The sequence below is a fragment of the Antarctobacter sp. genome, from assembly GCF_048262615.1.
In the GTDB taxonomy this organism is placed as follows: Bacteria; Pseudomonadota; Alphaproteobacteria; order Rhodobacterales; family Rhodobacteraceae; genus Antarctobacter.
The window spans coordinates 1-25,964 of sequence record NZ_JBLXFB010000039.1 but is presented as its reverse complement, the minus strand read 5'-3'; the positions used below and the strand labels follow the sequence as shown (position 1 = coordinate 25,964).

The following is a 25,964-nucleotide window of genomic DNA, read 5'->3' as shown; positions in this document are numbered from 1 at the left end:
GCTGTGACAAATCCCCACCGGAATACTCAAGAAGATACGACAAAAACCGACCCTGACTCACCGTCGGATACCAACCCAAACGACGCGTCAATCCTATCCGACGAAACGGCAAAATTGGCTGATACGTGAGTAAAGTCAGCAATCCCTGACGTATTTCCGCGGCGGCCTGACCGCCCGAGATACATCCAAGCATGTCGCTCTGTCTAAGTGTTTCGCGCATCAGCAAAACTGAGCCGCTCTCGATTACGCTTCGGGGGGGCTTCAGGCCGCGCTCGCGAAAGAAGGTCTCGAATTGGTGGCGGGCAGGCGCCCCTTCCCGCGGAACAATCCAAGCCTGGTCCGCAAGAGCCTCGACCGATGGGACAGGGGCATTTGCCATGGGATGTTCAGGTCCGGCCACGAAACACAGCCGGTCATCGAACAAGGAGAGCTGTTCGACCTCGGCGGTCGGGGCCGGGTCACGGAGCGCGCCCAATATCATGTCGACCTCGCCGGACATCAAACCCGCCAGCAGGTCTTCGTAAGGCCCATCCAGAATCGTGACCGGCGTGTTGGGGCGTTCCTTTCTGAAGGCGACCAAAGCGGAGGGCAACAGACTGGACCGGGACAAGGGCAGCGCGCCGATCACGATTTTGCCGCCTTCGCGACCATCGAATTCATCCAGATCGGCCTCTGCCTGATCCAGTTCCGCAAAGGCCAGACGGGCGGCCCGGCACAGCGCCAGACAGGTGCGACGCGGCACCAGACCGTTTGCGGCGCGATCGAAAAGCGGGCGGCCAGCGGCCTTTTCAAGATCGGTGACCGCGCGGTGCACCGTGGGTTGCGCAAGGTTCAGACGCCGGGCGGCCAAGGTAACATTGCCACTGTCGGCGGTGGCAATGAGAGCGGTCAATTGCGACCGTGTGACCACCCGCGACAGGCCGGGGGTGACGCTTTCCAGTGCGGGGTCCAACCGATCCAATGCGCGTCTCACCCGCGCCAGCAAGACCGCGCCGCGCTGTGTCGGAAAAGCGCCCGCGCTGTTGCGGTCGAAAAGCGCATTGCCGACGGCAAGTTCCAGTTTGTGCAGGGCGTGTGTTACGGCGGTCTGCGACAGGCCGCAGACCTGCGCCGCCCCGGTCAAAGAGCGTTGATCGGCAATGGCCGGCAGCAGGCGCAGGTGCCTGAGGTTGCGGGGGATCACCTGCGCATCTGCCATGGGTCTGCCTGTCTAGTTGAACATCGTGTTTGGCAGGATCAGCGAGATCTGGGGAAAAGCGATCAGGACCGCCAGTGTCGCCATCATCGCCAGCCAGAACGGCAGAACCCCGCGAAAGATTGTGCCCAGTTCGACATTTGGTGCCACGGATTTCACGATAAAGACGTTGAGTCCCACGGGCGGCGAGATCAAGCCCATTTCCAGCGTCAGCACCACAAGGACCCCGAACCAGATCGGGTCGATCCCAAGGTCGATGATCACCGGAAAGAAGATCGGCAGGGTCAGGACGAGCATGGCAAACCCTTCGAGGAAGCAACCCAGCACGAGGTACACCAGCAGGATCACAATCAGCGTGCCGATGCTCCCGGCCCCAAGATTGCCAAGGAACGCGCCCACGACGGTCGGGATATGGCTGAGGGCCAGAAAGGGGTTGATCATATGTGCCGCAATCAGGATCAGCATCACGGTTGCCGTCGTCACGATGCTGTCTTTGGCGGCTTCCCAAAAGGCGCGCAGCCCCAGTGTGCGGGTCACGATGCCGTAGAGGATGACAAAACCCGCGCCGACGCCCGCCGCTTCGGTCGGGGAAAAGAACCCGGCGTAAATGCCGCCGATGGTCAGCAGGATGACGATGAGGATCGGCAGCGCGCCCAGCAGCTTGCGGCTTTTGTCCGCCAGGCTGGTGCGCGGACCCGCAGGGCCCAGCGCGGGCCAGATCCAGCACATCAGTGTGATTGTCAGGATAAAGACCGTGAGCAACAACAGGCCGGGCAGGACCCCGGCGAGGAACAGGCGTCCGATGCTTTGTTCGGTCAGGATCGCGTAGATCACAAAGCCGGTCGAGGGTGGGATCAGGATTCCCAGCGTGCCCCCTGCGGCGACCACCCCTGTCGAGAGGCGGGTGTCATAGTTGAAGCGGTCCATTTCGCGCAGCGACACCTTGCCCATTGTCAGGGCAGAGGCCACGGATGACCCGGACAGGGCGGCAAACCCGCCGCAACCGATCACCGTGGCCGAGGCCAGCCCGCCGCGAATTTGGCCGATCATCGCATAGGCGGCATCGTAGAGCTGGCGGCTCATACCGGTGACGGTCGCGACGTTGCCCATCAGGATGAACAGCGGAATGATCACCAGTTCCGGGTTTGAGGCCAGCGTGAAGGTTTCAGAGGACAGCAGGCCCATGGCCGCGTTCCAGCCGTTCAGGTGCCAGATGCCCAGAAAGCCGATCAGGAACATCGCAAAGGCCACCGGGATGCGCAGCATCAACAGGACAAGGAGAACCGATATGCCAAGGATACCGACAGCGCCGCCGCTCATGTGTTGTTCCATTCGGTTCGCACGTCACGGCCAGAGATCGCCAGTTCAAGCGTGCGCAGCAACATGCCAAGCGCCGTCAGCACCGCAAAGCCGCATAGGCCCCACTGGAACCAGACCTTGGGGAGGCGCAGCAGGTTGGTGGACAGGTTGAGCATCACGCTCAGTTTTGCGCTTTCCCAGATTGCCCAGGCGATGAAGGCAAAGATCACCGCCCCCAACAGGGCTGAGAGTACGTCGATGATGCGGTTCAACAGCGGCGGAAAGGATTTCTGGAACAGATCGACGGCGATGTGGCCGCCGCTGCGGTCACACAGGGCCATGCCACCGAAGACCAGCATGACCAGAATCATGGTGATCAGGTCCTGACTGCCAAACAGCGGATGGCCAAAGGCGCGACCGATCACATCCACAAGGATCACCCCGACCTCGGCCAGCAAGGCCAAGGTGCCGATTGCCGCGGACAGGCGTATCAGCCCGTCCGCAACCGTTCTGAGAGAGTTGAGCACTCACTCTCCCCGCATCTTGGCCAATGCGGCGTCGCCGTTGACCTCGGCGACGTAGCCGTTGACCACATCGGCAACGGCATCGGCAAAGGCCTGCGCCTCTTCGGGGGACAGGTCGATCACCACGTTCCGGTCGTCGGCGCGCGCGGCCTCAAGCGCTGCATCCGCGGTGGCGTTCCATGCGATTTCGGCGGATTTTGACACTTCGATCCCGGCGGCGGCATCGACGGCGGCCTTGGCCTCGGCGGACAGCTTGTCATACGACCCCTGTCCCATCACCGTGTAAAAGGCGAGGCGGCCAAGGTTGGCGCCAATGGTGTAGCTGTCGGCGACTTCGTCCAGTTTGAAGTCCGACAGGGTCGACGCACCGGTGATCACGCCATCGATCAGCCCGGTCTGCAAGGCGTTGTAGACCTGATTGATCGGCATCTGAACGGGGGTCGCCCCCAGCGCCTCTGCCACCTCGGCGGCGGTGGCCCCGGCAACCCGGACCTTGAGACCGGCAAGGTCCGACGGCTTGCGGATCTGCACGTCCTTCATGATGAAAATATTCGGTTCCGAGGTCCACAGGGCGATCGGTTTGGTGGCCGGAAACTCGCCGCTGATCTCGTCAAAGGCTGCCCAGAGGGCGACGTAGCCCGGCTGGTCCAGCGGGATGGCGTTGGGCAGTTCCACGATCATCGTCTTCTGGAACTGCGACGAGGTGTAGCCCGGCAGGCCCCAGACCATGTCGGACACCCCCTGCACGGCGCGGACATATTGTTCCACCGGGCCTGCGCCCAGTTCTCCGCCGTGATAGCCGCGCACGGTGACGGCCCCATCGGTCGCGGCGGTCAGATCGGCGTTGAGTTTTTCGATCACGCTGGCGTTGATGGTATGAAAGGGCGGGGTGAAATTCGCGAATTTCAACTCCTGCGCCTGCGCGGTCACCGCCAGTATCGCCGCGACTGTGACACCCGCCATCATATGGGTCAGTTTCATGGTCTTCCTCCCGGTTTGTGTGGGCGGACCCTCCCCGGCACGCCCTGTTTTCCGGGCACAGTAGCGCACCACCATGCCCGGACAGAAATGCATTCCGCCCGCGAGGGCATGAATTTTTGCTATTGCGCCGCCTTGGTGCGCCAGCTGTCCGCATAGGTTTCGCGGGCTTCCTTTGCATAGGGCGTCGGGGCGACGCGCACCCGGATCTCGGCCTGCCTGTGTTTCTCGGTCGAGGTCTTGGCGGTGTCGTCCGGCTCTCCCCAGATCAGCGTCAGCACATCGCCGACTTCGACATCGTTGTTCACAACGCCCAGCGACAGCATGCAGCGTTCATTCCAGCTATAGCCGTTGAACATCGACATGCCGACCTTCTGCCCGTCGCGCATCACCATGTCCGCGCTGGACGAGGCATAGTTCGGCTGCGGGAAGTCGATCCATTTGTACGGCAGCCCGTCTTCAAAGCCGCTGGCGATCACCTTCAGCACATCGTCGCGGTTCCATTCGAACGTAACCTTCTTGCGGGTCGCCCCTTCGGCCTTGATCTTTTCCAGCGCGGCTTTGCCGATAAAGTCGTCCTTCTTCCAGCCGATGTAAAAGTTATAGCCCAGCTCAAAGGGATTGACGTAGTAATCCTCGATATTGTCGCTGACAAAAGAGCCGCCGATGGCACCCGCGGCCTCGTACATGTCGGCCCCCAGCCAGTCGCGGTAGTCCGCCAGCATCCCGTCGCCGGTGTAGATTCCGGGCAGCGGGGATGGAATCCAGCCGGATTCCAGCGTGTTGGTCGAATAGGCACGGCTGCCGCATTGAACAAGGTTCACACCGGCCTCGCGGGCGGACTCGAGGATAACGGAGTGGATGTAATCCTTGTCCTTGTACGGTCCCCAGATCTCCAGCCCCGGCGCACCGGACATGCCGTGGCGTAGCGCCTGCACCTTCTTGGAGCCGACCTTGATCCAGTCGACGTGAAAGAACTTGATGTCCGGGATCGGTCCGCCGTTCATCTTCTCGAAGATCTTGGGCGCGTCCGGCCCCTGGATCTGATAGCGATAATGTTCGCGGATGACGCGCTCGCCCTCGGGCCGCGAGGGAGAGCGGGGGTCATGCCGCAGCCGGACGTTCCATTTGCCCCAAGCGGCGGCAAACATCAGCCAGTTCGAGGTCGGCGCGCGCCCGACGAGGATGTATTTGTCCTCGCGCTCACGAAAGATGATGTGGTCGCCGATGACATGGCCATTGGGGGTGACGGGCACAAAATGCTTGGCCCGGTTCAGGTCGAAATTGGCGAAAGAGTTGATCCCGTGATGGGACAGGAATTCGGTCGCCTGCGGTCCCTCTACGATCACCTCGTCCATGTGATGTGACTGGTCAAACAGCACCGCCGTTTCGCGCCAGGCCGCCTGTTCGTTGCGCCAGTTCTGAAATTCCGGCGTCACCACCGGATAAACATACATTCCGGCCTGCGAATTGCGCAGCATTTCCACCGGATTGTTCCAGGCTTTCATTGCGTCGTTGAGACTGGGCATGATGGGTCCTCTCTCCCTATGTCAAAATGTCAGTTCGCGATGAGCGACAGCCCCGGCACTTTTTCGGCCAGTTCGGGCTCTTCCTGCGTCACGTATTCAAGGTTGGTGCGGGCAAGACGCGCATGTTCGCGGGCCAGCGCCTCGGCGCGGCTGCCTTGCCGGTTTTGGATGGCGTCAAAGATGTCGCGGTGCTGGCGCTGTGCGCGTGTCAGGCTTTCGCGGAAATCCGGGATCAGGTCTTGCCCCTGCATAAAGGCCGAGGGGGAGGCAGCCGGAAGGCGTCCGGCACGTTCTACCTCGCGGGCGATCACCGCGCTGCCGGCGAGATTGGCCAGCAGGTCGTGAAACTCGGCGTTGAGAGGCACATAGGCCTTGAAATCCAGCGTACCTGTTACCGCGACATCCAACTGATCCAGCACCTCCGCCATGCGGCTGGCAAGGTCGGGCAGCGCGCCGCGTTCCGCCGCAAGACGGGCTGCCGTGCCCTCCAGCACGCCGCGCAATTCGATGGCATCGTGGATATCGGCCTTGGTAAACCGCGCCGCGCGGCATCCGCCGGTTTCGATCCGTTCCAGCAGACCTTCGTCAACCAGACGGTCCATCGCCTGACGCAGCGGCGTGCGGGACAGGCCCAGCCGGTCCGCCAGCGCCGTTTCGGCCAGTCGTTCCCCCCCGGCATATGCTCCGTTCAGCACCAGAGAGCGCAGTTCCATGAGAGCGCGCGCAAACTGCGCGCTGCGTTCCTGCCGATCCATGCCTCTCCTCCCAAAGGGCGATGGCGGAAGGGTATCCTGTATACAGGATCTGTCAATGGGTCGATTTCTGGCGGATTTATTGGGAGTTCTGGCGGATAATGTATACGATATTCCGTATGGCTATGAAGCTTGATCGCCGATTCAAGGCCACCCGCCCCAAGCGGTCGGTGCCATCGGTATGGTGGCTGGCGGACATGGGCAGGCCCGCGCGGCCCGCAGGACATCCCGCAGGTCATGCAGGACACGCCGCTGGCCGTTGTCAGGGCGGCTTTCAGCCGCGTCCTTCGTCGATCATCGCTTTGTAGGCCGCGCGGATGCGGTGGAACACCGGTCCGGCCTTGCCGCCGCCGATCACGCGCCCGTCGATCGTGAACACCGGGGTTTGCGCGCCAAACGTGCCGGTCAGAAAGGCCTCATCGGCGCCGTAGGTATCGACCAGCGAATAGTTGCGCTCAAAGACCGGGATATCCAGCGCGCGGCAAAGGTCGATCACCTTCTGCCGGGTGATCCCGTTCATGCAATAATCGCCGGTCGAGGTCCAAACCGCGCCTTTGCGCACGATGAAGAAGTTGCAGGCATTTGTCGTGTTCACAAACCCGAACGGGTCCAGCATCAGCGCCTCATCGGCGCCTGCGCGCACCGCGTGGTTCAGCGCGATGATGCAGTTCAGCTTGGAGTGCGAGTTCAGCTTGGCGTCCTGCGTCAGCGGCAATCCCCGGTGATGCGGCACGGTGAACAGGGAAATCCCGCGCTCGATCACGCTGTCGTCGGGTTTCGAATGCTCGGCGATGATGACGATGGTTGGTCCGTAGACGCTCAGATGCGGGTGCTGAAACGGCTTTTTCTTGCGCCCGCGAGTGACCATCAGACGGATATGCACGTCCGTCGTCATTTCGTTGGCTTGCAGCGTGTCCCAAATCGCCTGCGTCAACTCGGTCCGCGTCTTGCCAATGTCGAGCTCAAGGTACAGCGCCGCCTCATACAGCCGGTCAAGATGCGCATCCAGAAAAGGGATATGCCCGTCGTACAGGCGCAGCCCCTCCCAGATCCCGTCGCCCAGCAGAAAGCCACTGTCATAAACCGACACGCGCGCCTCATCCCGGTGCACGATTTCGCCGTTCACGTAGATGCGGATATCGTCATTGCGCGCGTCGGGGGCGGCGTCGTGGGTTGAGACGTGGCTGTCGGTCATGGCGGCTGTCCTGTGTGCAATCGCGGTGACCGTGACACGGGCGGCGCGCGGTGGAAAGGGCAGCGGGCTTGTCCGGGTGGAATACGCGCGCTATGCATCCAGTATGACGGAAGATCCCGACGCCATCTTGGCAAAACTCCCCGCCCGCCTGCGCGAGGCGCGCCGCGCACAAGGGCTGTCGCTTGATGCGGTGGCCAAGCTGTCGGGCGTGTCCCGCAGTATGGTCAGCCAGATAGAGCGGGGCGAATCCTCGCCCACCATTGCGACGCTCTGGAACCTGACCCGTGCCTTGCAGGTCGATTTCGCCGGTTTGCTGGAAGAGGCCCCCGTCCGCCAGATCGAGGTGCTGCGCGCCAGCGACGTGCCGACGATCGAGAACCGGGGCGCGGGATGCACCATCCGCATTCTGTCACCGCCCGAAGAGGCGGGGCGGCATGAGGTCTATGAGTTGCGCTTTGCCGCCGGTGGCATGCTGGACAGCCTGCCGCACGCGCGCGGCGCGCGCGAACATCTCAGCGTGATCGAGGGCGAGGTACAGGTCACCAGCGGGGCAGGGACCGAAAGGCTGGGCCCCGGCGATACCGCGCGGTATGCGGCGGATGTGGCGCATCGCATCGCCGCCGCCGCCCCGGCGCGGGCGTTCCTTGTGGTGCAGGATGCCTGAGTTTCTGCCGATATGATGGAAAATAATCCGTCATCTTGAAAATCCCCTATTTGGGAATTGAATCCGTTATGTTAGCGTGTCCGGCAACGGAGGCTGACATGACAAACCGATTCCTGACCCATATGACCGACACCCTCGCCCAGATCGACGCTGAGGGGTTGATGAAACGTGAGCGCCTGATCACCTCGCCGCAGGGCGGTGTAATCATGGTGGATGGTCAGAGCAAGATCTGCCTCTGCGCCAACAATTACCTTGGCCTTGCGGATCACCCCGACCTGATCGCCGCCGCAAAATCGGCAATGGACCCCAAAGGCTACGGCATGGCCTCTGTCCGGTTCATCTGCGGCACGCAGGACCTGCACCGCGAGTTGGAAACCCGGCTGGCGCGCTTTCTGGGCAAGGACGATTCCATCCTGTTTGCCGCTTGTTTCGACGCCAATGGCGGGCTGTTCGAGCCGCTGCTGGGGCCGGAGGATGCGGTCGTCTCGGATGCGCTCAACCATGCGTCGATCATCGACGGTATCCGGTTGTGCAAGGCGCGGCGCTATCGCTACGCCAATTCCGACATGGCGGACCTTGAGGCGCAGTTGCAAAAGGCGCGCGAGGATGGCGCGCGGTTCATCATGATCGCCACCGATGGCGTGTTCTCGATGGACGGCTATCTGGCGAAACTGCCTGAAATCACCGCGCTGGCCGCAAAATACGAGGCGCTGGTCATGGTCGACGACTGCCACGCGACCGGATTCATGGGGCCAAAGGGGCAGGGCACGCCCGCGCATTTCGGTGTCGATGTGGACATCCTGACCGGCACACTGGGCAAGGCGCTGGGCGGGGCCATCGGCGGCTATATCGCCGGGCCGCAGCCGGTGATCGACCTGCTGCGCCAGCGCGCGCGGCCCTACCTGTTTTCCAACGCGCTGCCGCCCTCTGTCGTGGCGGCGGGGATCGAGGCGATCCGGCTGGTGGAAGAGGGCGACGATCTGCGCGCGAAACTGTTCGAGAACGCCGCCTATTGGCGCGCGGGACTGACCGACCTCGGCTTTGACCTGCTGCCGGGGGAGCACCCTATCATCCCGGTCATGCTGGGAGAGGCGCAACTGGCGCAGGACATGGCGTCGCGGCTGTTCGACAAGGGGGTCTATGTCTCGGGCTTTTTCTTTCCGGTGGTGCCACGGGGACAGGCCCGTATCCGCACACAGATGAGCGCGGCCCTGACGCGCGAACAGTTGGACCGTGCCCTGACGGCCTTTGCTGAGGTCGGGCGCGAACTAAAGGTGATCTCATGAGCAATCAGATGAAAGCACTGGTCAAGGCCAAGCCCGAGGAAGGCCTGTGGATGGAACGCGTGCCGGTGCCAGAGATCGGCCCCGATGACGTGCTGATAAAGATCAAGGCCACGGGCATCTGCGGCACGGACATCCATATCTGGAACTGGGACGAATGGGCGCAAAAGACGGTGCCGGTGCCCTTGGTCACGGGGCATGAGTTCGCCGGTGAAATCGTCGAGGTTGGCCGCAACGTCGATGACCTCAGGATCGGCCAGCGCTGTAGCGGTGAGGGCCATCTGATCGGCAAACACTCGCGCCAGTCACGGGCGGGCAAGTTCCACCTCGACCCGGAAACACGCGGCATCGGGGTGAACGAGCAGGGGGCCTTTGCGCAGTATCTGCGCCTGCCGGCCTTCAACGTGGTGCCGCTGCCGGATGAGATCCCGGATGAGATCGGGGCCATTCTGGACCCACTGGGCAATGCCGTGCACACGGCGCTGAGTTTCGATCTGGTGGGCGAGGACGTGCTGATCACCGGCGCGGGACCCATCGGGATCATGGCGGCGGCGGTCGCGCGGCATGTCGGTGCCCGGCACGTTGTGATCACCGATGTGAACCCCGACCGGCTGGCGCTGGCGGAAAAGGTGGCCGACGTGGTGCCGGTGAACGTGGCAACAGAGGACCTGCGCGACGTGAAGGCTTGTCTGAAGATGCGCGAAGGCTTTGACGTGGGGCTGGAGATGTCGGGCAATCAGGTGGCGCTGGACCAGATGGTCGAGACGCTGGTGATGGGCGGCCGGATCGCGCTGCTGGGCATCCCGCCGGGGAAATCGCCGGTCGACTGGTCGCGCATCGTGTTCAAGGCGATCACGATCAAGGGCGTCTACGGGCGCGAGATATTCGAGACCTGGTACAAGATGATCGCGATGCTGGAGAACGGGCTGGATGTGTCCAAGGTGATCACCCACCGCTTTCCGGTGGACCAGTTTGCCGACGGCTTTTCGGTGATGAAATCGGGCCGCTCCGGCAAGGTGGTGCTGGACTGGCTTTGATCCCGGACCCGCATAGGGTCTGGCCGCGGATCGTCTTCGGAAAATGTGCCGCCCTGCGAAGGTTCGCAGGGCGGCATTTTAGTTGGCTCAGGCCTCCAGACCCAGCTTGTAGACGTGGATTTCGAACGTCGGATGCTGTTCGGCGCCAATGACCCCCGGACGCGCGTGGCGATAGGTGGCGCGCCAGTAGGGTTGGATCACCACACCTTCGTCCTGCATGATCGTTTGCAGTTTGGCGGACAGCACGCGCCGGGTCTCGGCGTCGGCGACGGCCATCGCCTGCTTCAGAGTCTCGTCGAATTCGGCATTGGCAAAACCGGTTTCGTTCCACGCCTCGCCGGATCGGTAGGCCAGCGCCAGAACCTGCACGCCCAAGGGACGTTGCGCCCAGTCGGTCGCCGAGAACGGGTAATCCGCCCAGTCGTTCCAGAAGGTGTTGCCGGGGATGATCGTGCGGCGCACCGTGAAACCGGCATCGCGCATCTGTGCGGCGACCGCATCGCAGGTGTCGCGCCGCCAGTTGTCGTCGATCGAGATCAGCTCATGCTCGAAATCCGCCAGACCGGCCTCCGCCATCAGGGCCGCTGCCTTGGCGGGGTCGGGCTCTCTTGCGGGCAGTTGGGCATATTCGGGATGGATCGGACAGACATGGTGGTTTTCAGCCACCTCGCCCTGATCGGCATAGCCAAGTTCAAGGCAGACCGCATTCGAGACTGCCATCGCCAGCGCGCGCCGCACGCGCTCGTCGGCATAAGGTTTCCGGCCGTCGATTTCCGCATTCTGGTTGGTGCGGATCACCACCGTGTTCGCGGTGATGGTTTCGGATTTTTGCCAGCCGATACTGTCGAACAGCTCGACAAACTCACCCAGCGATTCATACAGCATATCCACTTCGTCCGACTCGGCGGCAGAGAAATGCGTCACCTGATCGGTTCCGAAATCGATGTATTCGATCTGGTCCAGATAAGGACCGCCATACACCTCGGTGCCCCACCAAGTATGGTCCTCGTTGCGGACCATGACCGACTTTACCCCGACCTCCAGTTCGGTCGGTATGAAGGGGCCGGTGCCTTTGCGATCCGCCATCGGGTCGCCGCTGAAGTCCTGCGGCACGATTGCGGCGGGGTAGTCCGAGAAACCGGCAATCAGGGTGATGTCCGGCGCGGGCAGGGTCAGCGTGACGGTCAGGTCATCGCTGGCGACGATGGCCCCGTCGATGGCCTGCTTTGTTGTCGGGTCGATCAGCGTGGACATGCGCGACGCCATCGAGTTGCCCTCGACCGTCTGATCGCACCAGCGGGTGATATTGAACGCGACATCGGCGGCGGTAAACGGCGTGCCGTCATTCCAGGTGACGCCGGGGCGCACATTCAGGGTGTATTGCGTGGCGTCGTCGTTGACCTCCCAACCCGTCAGCAGCATCGGCTTGAAACTGCCGTCGCGCTGGTACTCGACAAGATATTCCAGCCAGCCGCGTGAAAAGTTCGACATTTGCGGCCAGTCATAGGTGCGCGGATCCTTGAGCGCGCGCACATCCGACTGAATCCGCAATGTGCCGCCCTGCGCAGGTTGGGCGCGGGCCTCAGAGGGCATGGCGACGCCGATCAGCCCATAGGCGGTGGCTGCTGTCAGACCCAGCGACGTGGCGCGCGTCAGGAACTCGCGGCGCGACAGCTCTCCGCTGGCATGTTCGGCGGCAAGGGTTTGTGCGACGGGATGAAGGGTGGGAACAACCATGAGGGCTCCAATCGATTTCAGGGAAAAACCCGGCGTGAGACGCGCCGGGGGTCGGTCCAGCGAGGGATGGTGTCGGCGCCATCCGTGCCCACATGTTTAGGGAGATAGCGCTGTGGCTGAGGGGTCAAGCCGGGGCGGGCCGCACCGGCCTGTGCCGGGTCACAGCGCGTAGCGGGTGGCCCCGCGGCGGTTTTCATCCACCGGGTCGGACAGGACCACCGCCTGATGCGCCCGCTGGTCACAATTGGCGCGCGGGCAAACGCGGCAGTTGATGCCGATCTCCGTTGCGCGGGCCTGCGTGATGTTGAGGTCTTCGGCGTATCCGATGCTGCCGACATGTTCCATCGCGCAGCCCACCGCCACGGCCAGCCGCACATCCTGCCGGTGTCGGGTGAAACTGGGCCGGTCCACGGTGCGGGCAAAAACGATGAACTGCGACTTGTCCGGCATCTCGACCACCTGCGGCAGGATCAGACCGGGAGAGCGGAAACAGGCGTGGACCTCCAGCCGGGGGCAGGCACCGCCATATTCGGCGAGGTGGAAATCGGTCGCGTTGAACCTTTTGGTGACGTTTCCGGCCTTGTCGATTCGCAAAAAGAACAGCGGCACCCCGCGCGCGCCGCTGCGTTGCAGCGTGGTCGCCCGGTGACAGGCCTGTTCAAAGCTGACGCCAAAGCGGGTGGCAAGGTGGTCGAAATCGTACTTGCTGGCGATGGCCTCGAACAGAAACCGGTCGTAGGGCATCAGCACGGCGGCGGCGAAATAATTGGCCAGTTCCACCCGGCAGCGTGCGCGGCCTTTGGCATCGGTCAGCCCGCTGCGTTCCAGAATGCCGTCCAGCAGTTCTTTCTGTTCCAGAAGGCCGGCCACGTGGACCAGTTGGAACACCCGGTTGGGGTGGTCCAGCGCCTCGGACAACCTGACCTCGCGCCGGTCCTCATCGTACTCGCGCAGCGATTGCGGCATGTCCGCCACCGGGACGATGCGCACCCGCAAATCAAGCCGGTGTTTCAGCCGCAGTTTGAGCGCCGGATAGATGTCGTCCGGGTCCACGCCTTCGCCAAACCAAAACCCCTCTGCCGCCTCTTCAAGCGCCTCGAAGTGGTTGCGGTTGCTGCGAAAAAAGTTGTGCACCACAGCCTCGGAGGTCAACGGCAACACCCGGCTGCCGCCGTCGCCGGTGCTGGCCATGCTCATCAACTGGTCATTGGTGGCCAGATAGGCGCGGTGCAGTTTCAGAAAGCAACCGGCAAGGTCGGGACTGTGCGCCAGCGCCGCGCGCAGCTGTGGCAGATCGGGGCGGCCGCTTTCGAACAGGGGATCCTGAAGCGCGGCGCGGATGTCGGCAAGCTGTGCGGTATCGTCGTCCTCGGCGATGTCGCGCCAGTCGACGCCGTAGGCCTCGAACAGCTTCAGCAGGACGGGCACCGAAATGCTGCGCTCGTTCTTTTCCAGCAGATTCACATAGGAGGTCGAGATGCCAAGCGCCTTGGCCATCTGAACCTGTGTCTGTCCGTGGTCGATGCGCAGCCGGCGCAGGCGGGGGCCGATAAAGGTCTTCATGGTATTTCTCAGTATACGAAAATTGACAAGTTTACAAATATCAAGATTTGTAAAATCTCGCATTTACAGCAGGACCCGGCAGTGTTTCCGGTTTCCAGATCTATGGCGCATGGTCGCTGACATTCGATAGGGAGGATCGCCATGCGTACCGGACAGACACATCTCTTCATTCCCGGACCGACCAATGTGCCAGAGGCCGTGCGGCAGGCGATGAACGTCCCGCAGCAGGACCAGCGCGCCAGCGATTTCGGCCAGTTGACGCTGGGCCTGTTTTCCGACCTCAAGCGGGTCTTCAAGACCGGAACGGGCGAGGTCATGCTGTTCCCCGGCTCCGGCACATCGGCATGGGAGGCGGCGATCACCAACACGCTGAACCCCGGCGACAAGGTGTTGATGGCGCGTTATGGCCAGTTTTCGACCCTCTGGGTCAAGATGGCGGAAATGCTGGGGCTGGACCCTGTCGTGGTCGATCTGCCTTGGGGGGCCAGTGCCCCGGTGGGTGAATTCGAACGCATCCTTGGCCGCGATGTGCGCGATGAGATCAAGGCGGTTTTCGTCACCCACAATGAGACCGCCACTGGCGTTGTGTCCGATGTGGCCGCCGTGCGCCGCGCGCTGGACAGCACCTTTCACGACGCGCTGCTGTTCGTCGATGGCGTGTCGTCGATTGGGTCGATGGATTTTCGCATGGATGAATGGGGCGTCGATCTGGCGGTCACCGGCAGCCAGAAGGGCATGATGATGCCTGCGGGTCTGGGCATTCTCGGCGTCAGCCAAAAGGCGCTGGAGGCATCAAGGACGGCCACCATGCGCCGCGCCTACTATGACTTTGCCGACATGCGCGCAATGAACGCCGATGGTTATTTTCCCTACACCCCGCCGACGCCGTTGCTGCACGGGCTTCGGGCCGCGCTGGACCGGATCTTTGCCGAAGGGCTGGAGGCCGTTTTTGCCCGCCACACACGGCTGGCGGAGGGCATCCGCCGGGGGGTGCGGGCCTGGGGGCTGGATCTGGTGGCGGAGCATCACAGCTATTACTCCGACACCGTCAGCGCGATCCGCGTGCCGCCAGAGGTGGACGCGCGCGAGGTGCTGCGCATCGCCTATGACGACTTCAACGCGTCGTTTGGGTCTGGCCTTGGGCGGTTGAACGGCAAGGTCTTTCGCATCGGTCACCTGGGCGATTTCAACGAAGGCATGGCGCTGACCGCGCTGAGCCTTGCGGAACTGTCTCTGATGCGGGCGGGGGCGGGCGTTGTTCCCGGCTCTGGCACAGGTGCCGCCCAGGCCTGGTTCGCCGATGGCGCGGGCACGCCGCAAACCTACGCGGTCGCCGCCGAATAAATTCCCTGCTCACCCGGCTTGCTCCGGACTGCGCCCTTCACAGGGCGCGGACACTCTTTCTTTGTCCCATGAAAGGCCTGACATATGTCCCACACGCTTCACCCTCTGCGCAAGCAGCGCCTGCACCGCTCTGAACTCGCCGTGCCCGCCTCGAACCCCGGTATGGTTGAAAAGGCCGCCGACAGCGCCGCTGACTACGTGTTCCTCGACCTTGAAGACGCGGTTGCGCCGCCGGAAAAGGATCAGGCCCGCAAGAACGCCGTGGAACTGCTGAACGACATCGACTGGGCGGCCAAGGGCAAGACGGTCTCGGTGCGGATCAACGGGCTGGACACGCATTACATGTACCGCGACGTGGTCGACATCATGGAGCAGGCGGGCGACCGGATCGACACGATCCTTGTCCCCAAGGTGGGGGTGCCTGCGGACCTCTACATGGTCGAGGCGATGATCAACCAGATCGAGCAGGCCTGCGGGCTGACCAACCGCGTCGGCCTTGAGGCACTGATCGAAACCGCGCTGGGCATGGCCAATGTCGAGGCCATCGCGCAGTTCGGCGGGCGGCTGGAGGCGCTGCACTTTGGTGTTGCCGACTACGCGGCCAGCATGCGGGCGCGCACGGTCAACATCGGCGGGTTGAACCCGGATTATCCGGGCGACCAGTGGCACGCCTCGATCACCCGCATGGTCATCGCCTGCCGCGCCTACGGGTTGCGCGCCATTGACGGGCCGTTTGGCGATTTCAGCGACGGTCAGGGCTATGTCGCGGGCGCACGGCGCGCGGCGGCGCTGGGGTGTGAGGGCAAATGGGCCATTCATCCCAGCCAGATCGCCATGGCCAATGAGGTCTTCAGCCCGCCAGAGGCCGAAGTCACCAAGGCGCAGCGCATCATCGAGGAACTGAAATCGGCTGAGGCCGCAGGCAAGGGCGCCGCCAGTCTTGACGGCAAGATGATCGACGCGGCCAGCGAAAAGATGGCCCGCAACGTCATCGACATGGCGCAGGCCATCGCCGCCAAAGGCACCAGCATCGCCGCCGAATAACCGACGTCAGGGGAGGAGACACCATGGATATTCACGAACATCAGGCCAAGGAAATCCTGAAAAGCTTTGGCGTGCCGGTGCCGCGCGGCGGGTTGGCCTATTCGCCGGAACAGGCGGCATATCGCGCCCGCGAATTGGGGGGCGATGCCTGGGTGGTCAAGGCGCAGATCCATTCCGGCGGGCGCGGCGAAGCGGGCGGCGTCAAGCTCTGCAAAAGTGAGGCCGAAGTGGCGGATTTCGCCAAGGGCCTGCTGGGCAAGCAGCTTGTGACCAAGCAGACCGACGCCAACGGCAAGGGCGTCTATCGCCTTTGGGTCGAGGAAGCGTCGGACATCGCGCAGGAGTTGTACCTTGGCTTTGTGCTGGATCGAAAGTCAGAGCGGATCATGATCGTCGCCTCCGGCCACGGCGGGATGGAGATCGAGGACCTGGCCGAAGAAGACCCCGACAGCCTTGTGCGCAGTGTGATCGACCCGGCTGTGGGGCTGGCGCTGTATCAGGCGCGGGAACTGGGCTTTCGCCTTGGGCTGGAGGGCAAGCAGGTCGACCAGTTCTCGACCTTTCTGCGGGCCTGTTATCGGGCCTACCGCGACCTTGACGCCATGATGGTCGAGATCAACCCGCTGGTGATCACCGGGGCGGGCGATCTGGTGGCGCTGGATGCAAAAATGTCGTTTGACACCAACGCGCTGTACAAACACCCCAGCATCGCCGCCCTGCGCGATCCCAGCCAGGAAGACCCGCGTGAGGCCATGGCCTATGACAATGGCCTCGCCTATGTGGGCCTTGAGGGCGACATCGGTTGCATCATCAATGGCGCGGGCCTTGCCATGGCCTCGATGGACATGATCCAGCTTGCAGGCGGCGCGCCGGCCAACTTTCTGGATATCGGCGGCGGTGCCTCGCCACAGCGGGTTTGTCAGGCGTTCCGCACGGTCCTGTCGGACGCCAATGTCAGCGTGATCCTCGTCAACATCTTTGCGGGCATCAACCGCTGTGACTGGATCGCCAAGGGCGTGATCCAGGCCTACCGCGAGGTCGGCATCCAGATCCCGGTGGTGGTGCGCCTGAGCGGCACCAACGTCGAGGAAGGGCAAAAGATCATCCGCGAAAGCGGTCTGCCCATCATCAGCGCCGACACGCTGGAGGAGGCCGCCCAAAAGGCCGTCGCCGCCCGTCCGCAATCCGCCGCAGCCTGAGGAGACACGACATGGCTATTCTGATTGATGAAACCACCAAGGTCGTTGTCCAGGGGCTTTCGGGCCGCATCGGCCAGTTCCATGCGCAGGAAATGATCGAATACGGCACCAGGGTGGTTGCCGGGGTCACGCCGGGAAAAGGCGGCGGCACGGTCCTGAATCGCCCTGTTTTCAACACGGTGCGCGAAGCTGTTGACGCAACCGGGGCAGAGGCCTCGTTGCTCTTTGTGCCGCCGCCCTTCGCCGCAGATGCGATGATGGAGGCGGCAGACGCGGGCATCAGGACGGCGGTCTGCGTGACCGATGGAATCCCGGCGCAGGACATGATGCGGGTGAAACGGTTTTTGCGTCGCTATTCGCGCGACAGGAAGATGCGCCTGATCGGGCCGAACTGCGCGGGCATCATCTCTCCCGGCAAGGGGTTCATGGGGATCATGCCACCTGCGATCTATACGCCGGGCCGCGTCGGTATCGTTGGCCGGTCGGGCACGCTGGGCTACGAGGCCGCCAGCCAGATGAAGGCGCTGGGCATCGGGATTTCGTCGTCCATCGGCATCGGCGGCGATCCGATCAACGGCTCCAGCTTCAAGGACATCCTGGAACTCTTTGAAAACGATCCGGAAACCGACGCCGTCATGATGATCGGTGAGATCGGTGGCCCGCAGGAGGCTGAGGCCGCCGCCTATGTCCGTGACCAAATGACCAAACCCGTGGCCGCCTATATCGCGGGTCTGGCGGCCCCCAAGGGGCGGCAGATGGGGCATGCGGGCGCGATCATCAGCGCCTTTGGCGAAAGCGCGCAGGAAAAGGTCGAAATCCTGTCCTCGGCGGGCATCACGGTGGCGCCGCATCCCTCGGCCATGGGGGCCACCATGGCGCGCGTGCTGGGCATGAAGGCCGCGGCATGAGCGCCGCCGCCCTGATGGACCCCGATTACACCGACTGGATCGGGCGCACAGAGACCCGCGAGGGGGGTGTCACGCCCAACCTCGCGGGGATGCTGAACGCGGCGGTCAGTCACGACCTGAGCCCGGTCCGCGATGTGCAGGCCGGGAGCGTTCTGCCAAACCTTTGGCATTGGGTCGCTTTTCCCGAGTTTGTGCCGATGAGCGAGCTGGGAGAAGACGGCCACCCGGCGCTGGGTGGCTTTCTGCCGCCGCTGCCATTCCGTCGCCGGATGTGGGCCGGAGGCGATGTGCGGTTCAAGGGCGTCTTTCACGTCGGTGAGGGGCTGACCAAGACCTCGACCATCCGCGCTGTGACCCAAAAGGACGGCAAGACCGGGCCGATGGCCTTTGTCACCGTGGATCATGTGACCACCGGCGAAATGGGTGGCGTGATCGAGGAAGAGCAGAACATCGTCTACCTCGACATCCCGAAAACCTTTCGTCCGCCACGGCAGGTGCCGGTGCCCGAGCGTCTGGCCTACGATGAGCGCGTTCCAATGAACGAGGTTCGACTTTTCCGTTATTCTGCGGCGACTTACAATGCGCACCGCATCCATTATGACCTGCCGTATGCGCAGCAGGTGGAAAAGTATCCGGCGTTGGTTGTGCATGGGCCGATGCAGGCCACCATGGCGATCGAAGCAGCGGAGCGCCACACCGGCAAGGCCCCGTCGCGGTTCAGCTATCGCGTGGTGCATCCGATGTTTCACGACTCCGACATGCGGCTGGTCGGGGCGCTGGACCCGGCGGGCGGCGCGATCGAGGTCGGGACTGCCACGTTTGAGGACTACCTGGGATTGCAGGCAAGGATGGAGTGGGCGACATGAGCGGAATTCTCGACGGGATGCGCGTGGTCGAAAGTTCGGCCTTTGTAGCGGTGCCGCTGGCGGGGATGACGCTGGCGCAAATGGGCGGGGACGTGATCCGGTTCGACCTGCCGCAGGGCGGGATGGATGCGCAGCGTTGGCCTGTAACACCTTCGGGTCAAAGTCTTTTCTGGGACGGGATGAACAAGGGGAAACGCTCTGTCGCGCTGGATGTCAAAACCCCGCGCGGGCGCGAGATCGCGCAAGAGATCATCTGTGCGGATGGTGAGGATGCGGGCCTGTTCATCACCAATCTGGCGGTCAAGGGCTGGACCGATTACGACACGCTGAAGGCGCGGCGCACGGATCTGTGTATGGTCAGCCTGCGCGGTGATCGGCACGGGCATCCGGCGGTGGATTATACCGTGAACCCCGCGCTGGGCTTTCCCATGGCGACCGGGCCGGAAGGCTCGGCAGAGCCGGTGGCGCATGTGCTGCCGGCATGGGATTGCATCGCCGGAAACATGGTTGTCTCGGGTCTGTTGGCCGCAGAAAGAATGCGTCTTCGCAAAGGGTTAGGGCAGTCTGTTGACCTGACGCTGAAGGATGCCGCCGCGGCCATGTTGGGCCATCTGGGAATTATCGGAGAGGTCGCCGTCAACGGCACCGAGCGCACCAGATCGGGCAATGCGCTATACGGGGCATACGGTCAGGATTTCGTCTGCGCCGACGGGCGGCGGGTCATGGTGATCGCGCTGACGCCGCGCCAGTGGGCAAACCTGATGACGGTGACCGGCACCACGCAGGACATGGGATACCTCGCGGCGCGGCTGGGCGTGGATCTGGGCCGCGAAGGTGTGCGTTGGGCCTATCGGGCGGAAATCACCAAGGTGTTGTCGCCATGGTTTGCCAAGCGGAAACTATCTGATTTTGCTGATAAATTCGACAAAGGCGGCGTCACTTGGTCGGTCTTCCGAAGCTTTGGTCAAGCCCTGCGCGAAGATCCGGACCTGTCGACCCGGAACCCGATGTTCGCCGAGGTGGACCACCCGCAAACCGGCCGCTATCTGACGCCGGGATCGCCGTTTTCCTTTGCCGGGATTGCCCGCGAAGACCCGACCCCGGCCCCGCGTCTGGGGCAGCATACCGAAGAGGTGCTGGCCGAAGTGGCGGGCCTGCCGGCGGGTGTGATCGGAAAACTGATGGATGACGGGGTGGCGATGCAGCCGCGCGGCGACCTGCGATTGGCCTCGTGAGATGGGCTCGAAACACCGGGCACATTCCATGCACACCCCATGCACAAACGATGCACAGGACGCTGCGCCGGGCGCTGGGTCAGTCCGGATGCGTCGCGGCCTGTCGGACCGTGTCGGCAAGGCGCTGAAACTGGTCCGACAGCGGGCTTGAGCGCCGCCAGACCATGCCGATGGTCCGGGCCGGTTGGGGATCGGCGAAGCGGGCGACCGCCACCCGCGCCGAGGGCGTTTCCACCGGCACCGCCATTTCCGGGATCAGCGTCACCCCCAGACCCGCGCCGACCATCTGCACCAGCGTCGTCAGCGACGACCCGTCCAGCCCGTCGCGGGGTGTGGCGGCGTTCAGCTTGCAGAAGCTGAGCGCCTGATCGCGAAAGCAATGCCCCTCTTCCAGCAGCAGCAGGCGCATCTTTTGCAGCGCCTCGCCATCGGGCACCGGGTGATCGGTTTCGGCCTCGGGGCGGACAAAGACAAAGGCCTCGTCGAACAGCGCCACTTCGTCGAGACCCGGCTCTCCCACGGGCAGGGCGAGAATGGCGCAGTCGATCCGGCTCTCGTGCAATTCGGTCAGCAGGCGCGGGGTCATGGTTTCACGGATGTGAATGTCCAGCCCGGCGTGGCTTTGCGCCAGTTTGGCGAACAGCGCGGGCAACAGATACGGCGCGACGGTGGGGATCACCCCCAGCCGCAGCCGCCCGACAAGATCGCCCTGCGCGGCGCGGGCGAGGTCTTCGAACTCATCCACCGACCGCAGGATATTGACCGCGCGTTGCAGGCAGGCTTCACCAAGGGCGGTCAGGCGCACCTGACGCGCCCCCCGTTCGAACAGGGGGGCGCCGAGGTCGGCCTCCAGATCGCGGATCTGCACCGACAGGGCCGGTTGCGAGATCGAGCAGGCCGCCGCCGCGCGTCCGAAATGGCCGTGGCGGGCGAGGGCCTCGAAATACCGCAACTGTCTCAGGGTGAGATTTTTCATAGGCAAAAGTTATCGGCTTCATGAGAAAATACAACTTAAAGATATGGATCGGTCTTGTTAGAAGCATTCTAGGGTAAGAGGGAGAGCGAGTCGCCGAACCGGGTCGTCCGGACCCGGTTTTCGCCATCTTCCTCCCCGCATGAGACAAGGACCGGCGCGGACCAAAGGCCCGCACCGGCGTTATTGACCAAGGGAGACCATCATGGACGGCAATGATATCGCAGCGGGCAAGTGCCCGGTCATGCACGGCGCACTCACGGAGACGGGGACCACCGTCACCGATTGGTGGCCAAAGACGCTGAATCTGGACATCCTGCACCAGCATGACACCAAGTCCAATCCGCTGGGTCAGGACTTTGACTATCGCGCAGAGGTCAAGTCGCTGGATTTTGAGGCGGTCAAGGCCGACGTCAAGGCGCTGATGACCGAGAGCCAGGATTGGTGGCCGGCGGACTATGGCCACTATGGCGGCCTGATGATCCGTCTGGCGTGGCACTCTGCCGGGTCGTACCGTCTGGCGGATGGCCGCGGTGGCGGCGGTGCCGGCAACATCCGGTTCGCGCCGCTCAACAGCTGGCCCGACAACGGCAACCTCGACAAGGCGCGTCGTCTGCTGTGGCCGGTCAAGAAGAAATACGGCAACAAGCTGAGCTGGGCCGATCTGATCCTGCTGGCGGGCAACATGGCCTATGAGTCGATGGGTCTGAAGACCTTTGGTTTCTCCTTTGGCCGCGAGGACATCTGGGCCCCGGAAAAGGACGTCTACTGGGGTGCGGAACGTGAATGGCTGGCGCCGTCGGACTCGCGCTATGAGGACGTGGGCCAGCCCGACACGATGGAAAACCCGCTGGCCGCTGTCCAGATGGGCCTGATCTACGTCAACCCCGAAGGGGTGAACGGTCAGTCGGACCCGCTCAAGACCGCCGGTCAGGTGCGCGAGACCTTTGCCCGCATGGCGATGAACGACGAAGAGACCGCCGCGCTGACCTGTGGTGGCCATACTGTCGGCAAGGCGCATGGCAACGGCGACGCGGGCGCGCTGGGCGCGGAACCCGAAGGCGCGGATGTCGAGACGCAGGGCTTTGGCTGGATCAACCCCAATCTGGGCGGCAAGGCGAGCAATGCCGTCACCTCGGGCATCGAGGGCGCGTGGACGACAGAGCCGACCAAGTGGGACATGGGCTATTTTGATATGCTGTTCGGCCATGAGTGGGAGCTGACCAAGTCGCCCGCCGGTGCCAACCAGTGGAAGCCCATCAACATCAAGGAAGAAGACATGCCGGTCGATCCCAGCGATCCGACCAAGCGCGTCATGCCGATGATGACCGACGCCGACATGGCGATGAAGATGGACCCGGCCTATAACGCCATCTGCCAGAAGTTCATGGCCGATCCGGCCTATTTCGACGACACATTTGCCCGCGCGTGGTTCAAGCTGACCCACCGCGACATGGGCACCCGTGACCGCTATATCGGCCCGGATGCGCCCTCCGAAGATCTGATCTGGCAGGATCCGATCCCGACGGGGGCGACCGGCTATGACGTGGATGCGGTCAAGGCGAAGATCGCGGCCAGCGGTCTGTCGGTGGCCGAGATGGTATCGACCGCATGGGACAGCGCGCGGACCTTCCGCCAGTCTGACCTGCGCGGCGGGGCCAATGGCGCGCGCATCCGTCTGGCCCCGCAGAAGGACTGGGACGGCAATGAGCCGGCCCGTCTGGCCAAGGTGCTGGCGGTGCTGGAGCCGATTGCAGCGGCAACCGGTGCCTCGGTTGCGGATGTGATCGTGCTGGCGGGCAATGTCGGGGTCGAGCAGGCCGCCAAGGCGGCAGGGGTCGACATCACGGTGCCATTCACGCCCGGTCGCGGTGACGCGACGCAGGAGATGACCGACGCCGAAAGCTTTGACGTGCTGGAGCCGGTGGCCGATGGCTTCCGCAACTGGCTGAAGACGGACTATGTCGTCAGCGCCGAGGAACTGCTGCTGGACCGCGCCCAACTGATGGGCCTGACCGGACCGGAGATGACCGTGCTGCTGGGCGGTATGCGTGCCATGGCGACAAACCACGGCGGCACGGCGCACGGCGTGTTCACCGACCGGGCCGGGGCGCTGACCACCGACTATTTCGTCAACCTGACGGATATGGGCAACGCCTGGGTGCCGGCGGATGCGGGCATCTATGAGATCAAGGACCGCAAGAGCGGCGCGACCAAGTGGACCGCGACGCGGGTCGATCTGGTGTTCGGCTCAAACTCGATCCTGCGGGCCTATGCGGAAGTCTACGCGCAGGACGACAGCGCCGGGAAGTTCGTGACGGACTTTGTCGCTACCTGGACCAAGGTGATGAACGCGGACCGTGTCGACGCCTGATCTGACGGCAAAACCTTAGTGGCGGGGCGCTCCGGGAAACCGGGGCGCCCCTTTTTCTGTCTGCGGTCGCCGCGACGGGACTCGTCGCGGCCCCAAGGGGCCGCAACATCGCCCGCCCGCCAACCCTGACGGGGCGCGCCTGACGGCGCGTTATCCGCTTTGCGATTCACCCGCGAACAGACGCGCCTGTCCGCCGGACCCATCGCTCGCTTTTTGCTGCCTGAGCCAAAGCCCCGGCGCCCGCAAGGGCAGGCCGCGCAAGCGCGGGGCTGCGCCCCCTTGCGGGAGCCGCGTCTTCGGCTCTTATAGGCATCAAGCGAGAGATGGCTCCGGCGAACAGGCTGGGGGATGCGGGCTGTTGCGTTACGGAATTTTCCACGTCGCGAGATTTTGTAACTTTTTCTTGCGCGAATCTCTGCGCTGGCTTAATCCGACCATGTGGTCGACTAATGGGAGGGTTTACCGTCCATGGATGCTTTTATCTGTGATGGGGTGCGCACGCCGATCGGGCGCTATGGCGGGGCATTGTCGTCGGTTCGGGCGGATGATCTGGCGGCCTTGCCGATTGCGGCCTTGATGGCGCGTCATCCGTCGCTGGACTGGTCGCGTGTGGACGAGGTCATTTATGGCTCTGCCAATCAGGCCGGTGAGGACAACCGCAATGTGGCCCGCATGGCGGCGCTGCTGGCGGGTCTGCCGGAGGATGTGCCGGGGACCACGGTGAACCGTTTGTGCGCCTCCGGCATGGATGCGGTGGGCTTTGCCGCGCGCGGGATCAAGGCGGGGGATTATGACCTCTGCATTGCCGGTGGCGTCGAAAGCATGAGCCGCGCGCCCTTTGTGATGCCCAAGGCGACCAGCGCCTTTACCCGGTCCAATGCGGTCTATGACACCACCATCGGCTGGCGCTTTGTGAACCCGAAGATGAAGGCGATGTACGGCACCGATTCCATGCCGGAAACCGCCGACAACGTGGCCGCCGATTATGGCGTCAGCCGGGCCGATCAGGATGCCTTTGCGGCGCGGTCGCAGGCGCGCTGGGCGGCGGCGCAGGAGGCCGGGCTGTTTGGCGACGAGATCGTCCCCGTGGAGGTGCCGCAACGCAAGGGCGATCCGGTTGTCGTCGACACCGATGAGCACCCGCGCCCCGGCACCAGCGCCGAAAAGCTGGGCCAGTTGAAGGGTGTGAACGGCCCGGATCTGAGCGTGACGGCGGGCAATGCCAGTGGCGTGAACGACGGGGCGGCGGCATTGCTGCTGGCCTCAGAGGCTGCGTCCAGTGCGCAGGGGCTGACGCCGATGGCGCGGGTTCTGGGCATGGCCTCTGCCGGGGTTGCGCCGCGCGTGATGGGGATTGGCCCGGTGCCCGCCAGCCGCAAGGTGCTGGACCGTCTTGGCCTGACCATCGACCAGATGGATGTGATAGAGTTGAACGAGGCCTTTGCGGCGCAGGGGCTGGCCACATTGCGCGAATTGGGCGTGGCGGACGACGACCCGCGCGTGAACCCGCTGGGCGGGGCCATCGCGCTGGGGCATCCTTTGGGCATGTCCGGGGCGCGTCTGGTGCTGACGGCGGCGCATCAGTTGCGCCGCAGCGGCGGGCGATACGCGCTGTGCACCATGTGTGTCGGCGTGGGTCAGGGGGCGGCGATCGTCCTCGAACGGGTTTGAAGATACGAGCAGGGAGGCTCAGATGTACGCACAGATGATCAAGTCGGAAGCGTCTCGGGAAGACCCGGAGAAGCTCGCCGAATTTCAGGCCCGCATCGACGCGGGCGACAAGATCGAGCCCAAGGACTGGATGCCGCTGGGCTATCGCAAGACGCTGATCCGGCAGATCGGCCAGCACGCGCATTCCGAGATCGTTGGCCAACTGCCCGAAGGCAACTGGATCACGCGCGCACCCACGCTGGAGCGTAAGGCGATCCTGCTGGCCAAGGTGCAGGATGAGGCGGGGCATGGTCTGTATCTCTATTGCGCGGCGGAAACGCTGGGCGTGACCCGCGATGAGCTGACAGAGATGCTGCTGGACGGGCGGATGAAATATTCGTCGATCTTCAACTACCCGACGCTGACATGGGCCGACATGGGCGCGGTTGGCTGGCTGGTGGATGGTGCGGCGATCATGAACCAGGTGCCGTTGCAGCGGACGTCCTTTGGCCCGTATTCGCGCGCCATGATCCGCATCTGCAAGGAAGAGTCGTTCCACCAGCGGCAGGGCTACGACATCATGATGAAGATGGCGAACGGCACGCCCGCGCAGAA

Annotated in this window: 22 protein-coding genes; 12 read left to right on the top strand and 10 right to left on the bottom strand. The window is 63.6% G+C overall.

The features are described 5' to 3' along the window. The 7 genes from ACN0S5_RS22545 to ACN0S5_RS22515 all read right to left on the bottom strand — a co-directional run. A partial coding sequence (locus ACN0S5_RS22545; protein ID WP_417211422.1) for a LysR family transcriptional regulator occupies positions 1-1,198 on the bottom strand: 1,198 nt, incomplete at its 3' end. A gap of 12 nt (positions 1,199-1,210) precedes the next feature. Then, positions 1,211-2,515, bottom strand: coding sequence for a TRAP transporter large permease (locus tag ACN0S5_RS22540; RefSeq protein WP_417211421.1), 1,305 nt, complete (start codon positions 2,513-2,515; stop codon positions 1,211-1,213). After that, positions 2,512-3,021, bottom strand: a complete 510-nt coding sequence (locus tag ACN0S5_RS22535; RefSeq protein ID WP_417211420.1) for a TRAP transporter small permease — start codon at positions 3,019-3,021, stop codon at positions 2,512-2,514. The genes ACN0S5_RS22540 and ACN0S5_RS22535 overlap by 4 nt, the downstream gene beginning before the upstream one ends. Continuing rightward, on the bottom strand, positions 3,022-3,999 hold the full coding sequence (locus tag ACN0S5_RS22530; RefSeq protein ID WP_417211419.1) for a TRAP transporter substrate-binding protein: 978 nt from the start codon (positions 3,997-3,999) through the stop codon (positions 3,022-3,024). 119 nt (positions 4,000-4,118) lie between these two features. Next, positions 4,119-5,525, bottom strand: coding sequence for a vanillate/3-O-methylgallate O-demethylase (gene ligM, locus ACN0S5_RS22525; protein ID WP_417211418.1), 1,407 nt, complete (start codon positions 5,523-5,525; stop codon positions 4,119-4,121). 29 nt (positions 5,526-5,554) lie between these two features. Further along, entirely contained in the window at positions 5,555-6,280 is a 726-nt protein-coding gene (locus ACN0S5_RS22520; protein ID WP_417211416.1) for a GntR family transcriptional regulator, read from the bottom strand. Positions 6,281-6,551: 271 nt separating this feature from the next. Beyond that, a complete protein-coding gene (locus ACN0S5_RS22515) occupies positions 6,552-7,472 on the bottom strand; it encodes an aminotransferase class IV (RefSeq protein WP_417211414.1) in 921 nt (306 codons plus the stop codon). A gap of 103 nt (positions 7,473-7,575) precedes the next feature. Here ACN0S5_RS22515 and ACN0S5_RS22510 point away from each other — a divergent pair, with 103 nt between their 5' ends. The 3 genes from ACN0S5_RS22510 to tdh all read left to right on the top strand — a co-directional run bounded on the left by ACN0S5_RS22510 (position 7,576) and on the right by tdh (position 10,456). Next, the gene (locus ACN0S5_RS22510) at positions 7,576-8,136 is read left to right on the top strand and encodes a helix-turn-helix domain-containing protein (RefSeq protein WP_417211424.1); all 561 of its coding nucleotides are present in this window, start codon (positions 7,576-7,578) and stop codon (positions 8,134-8,136) included. A gap of 98 nt (positions 8,137-8,234) precedes the next feature. Then, positions 8,235-9,422 carry a glycine C-acetyltransferase gene (locus tag ACN0S5_RS22505; protein WP_417211412.1) on the top strand — a complete coding sequence of 396 codons (1,188 nt, stop codon included), beginning with the start codon at positions 8,235-8,237 and terminating at the stop codon, positions 9,420-9,422. Further along, a complete protein-coding gene (gene tdh, locus ACN0S5_RS22500; protein ID WP_417211410.1) occupies positions 9,419-10,456 on the top strand; it encodes an L-threonine 3-dehydrogenase in 1,038 nt (345 codons plus the stop codon). The genes ACN0S5_RS22505 and tdh overlap by 4 nt, the downstream gene beginning before the upstream one ends. An 87-nt stretch (positions 10,457-10,543) precedes the next feature. Here the strand turns inward: tdh and ACN0S5_RS22495 are convergent, their stop codons facing one another. Continuing rightward, entirely contained in the window at positions 10,544-12,193 is a 1,650-nt protein-coding gene (locus ACN0S5_RS22495) for an ABC transporter substrate-binding protein (RefSeq protein WP_417211409.1), read from the bottom strand. Between the two features lie 159 nt (positions 12,194-12,352). Beyond that, positions 12,353-13,756 (bottom strand): helix-turn-helix domain-containing protein, encoded by a 1,404-nt coding sequence (locus ACN0S5_RS22490; protein ID WP_417211408.1) that lies wholly within the window; start codon positions 13,754-13,756, stop codon positions 12,353-12,355. 141 nt (positions 13,757-13,897) lie between these two features. Here ACN0S5_RS22490 and ACN0S5_RS22485 point away from each other — a divergent pair, with 141 nt between their 5' ends. From ACN0S5_RS22485 to ACN0S5_RS22460, 6 genes are all read left to right on the top strand, one after another. Continuing rightward, the gene (locus ACN0S5_RS22485; RefSeq protein ID WP_417211407.1) at positions 13,898-15,100 is read left to right on the top strand and encodes a pyridoxal-phosphate-dependent aminotransferase family protein; all 1,203 of its coding nucleotides are present in this window, start codon (positions 13,898-13,900) and stop codon (positions 15,098-15,100) included. Between the two features lie 84 nt (positions 15,101-15,184). Further along, a complete protein-coding gene (locus ACN0S5_RS22480) occupies positions 15,185-16,144 on the top strand; it encodes an HpcH/HpaI aldolase/citrate lyase family protein (protein ID WP_417211406.1) in 960 nt (319 codons plus the stop codon). Between the two features lie 23 nt (positions 16,145-16,167). Beyond that, positions 16,168-17,343 carry a malate--CoA ligase subunit beta gene (locus ACN0S5_RS22475; RefSeq protein ID WP_417211405.1) on the top strand — a complete coding sequence of 392 codons (1,176 nt, stop codon included), beginning with the start codon at positions 16,168-16,170 and terminating at the stop codon, positions 17,341-17,343. 11 nt (positions 17,344-17,354) lie between these two features. Continuing rightward, the gene (gene sucD / locus ACN0S5_RS22470) at positions 17,355-18,251 is read left to right on the top strand and encodes a succinate--CoA ligase subunit alpha (protein WP_417211404.1); all 897 of its coding nucleotides are present in this window, start codon (positions 17,355-17,357) and stop codon (positions 18,249-18,251) included. Beyond that, positions 18,248-19,117 (top strand): FAS1-like dehydratase domain-containing protein, encoded by an 870-nt coding sequence (locus tag ACN0S5_RS22465; protein ID WP_417211403.1) that lies wholly within the window; start codon positions 18,248-18,250, stop codon positions 19,115-19,117. The genes sucD and ACN0S5_RS22465 overlap by 4 nt, the downstream gene beginning before the upstream one ends. Then, positions 19,114-20,352 (top strand): CoA transferase, encoded by a 1,239-nt coding sequence (locus ACN0S5_RS22460; RefSeq protein ID WP_417211402.1) that lies wholly within the window; start codon positions 19,114-19,116, stop codon positions 20,350-20,352. The genes ACN0S5_RS22465 and ACN0S5_RS22460 overlap by 4 nt, the downstream gene beginning before the upstream one ends. Before the next feature lie 79 nt (positions 20,353-20,431). Here the strand turns inward: ACN0S5_RS22460 and ACN0S5_RS22455 are convergent, their stop codons facing one another. Next, positions 20,432-21,328 carry a LysR substrate-binding domain-containing protein gene (locus ACN0S5_RS22455; RefSeq protein WP_417211401.1) on the bottom strand — a complete coding sequence of 299 codons (897 nt, stop codon included), beginning with the start codon at positions 21,326-21,328 and terminating at the stop codon, positions 20,432-20,434. 202 nt (positions 21,329-21,530) lie between these two features. On the opposite strand from ACN0S5_RS22455, the gene katG reads away from it, so the two are divergent. The 3 genes from katG to paaA all read left to right on the top strand — a co-directional run. Beyond that, positions 21,531-23,699 (top strand): catalase/peroxidase HPI, encoded by a 2,169-nt coding sequence (gene katG / locus ACN0S5_RS22450; RefSeq protein WP_417211400.1) that lies wholly within the window; start codon positions 21,531-21,533, stop codon positions 23,697-23,699. Between the two features lie 468 nt (positions 23,700-24,167). Then, a complete protein-coding gene (gene pcaF, locus ACN0S5_RS22445; RefSeq protein ID WP_417211399.1) occupies positions 24,168-25,370 on the top strand; it encodes a 3-oxoadipyl-CoA thiolase in 1,203 nt (400 codons plus the stop codon). A 22-nt stretch (positions 25,371-25,392) separates the two neighbouring features. Further along, a partial coding sequence (gene paaA / locus ACN0S5_RS22440; protein WP_417211397.1) for a 1,2-phenylacetyl-CoA epoxidase subunit PaaA occupies positions 25,393-25,964 on the top strand: 572 nt, incomplete at its 3' end.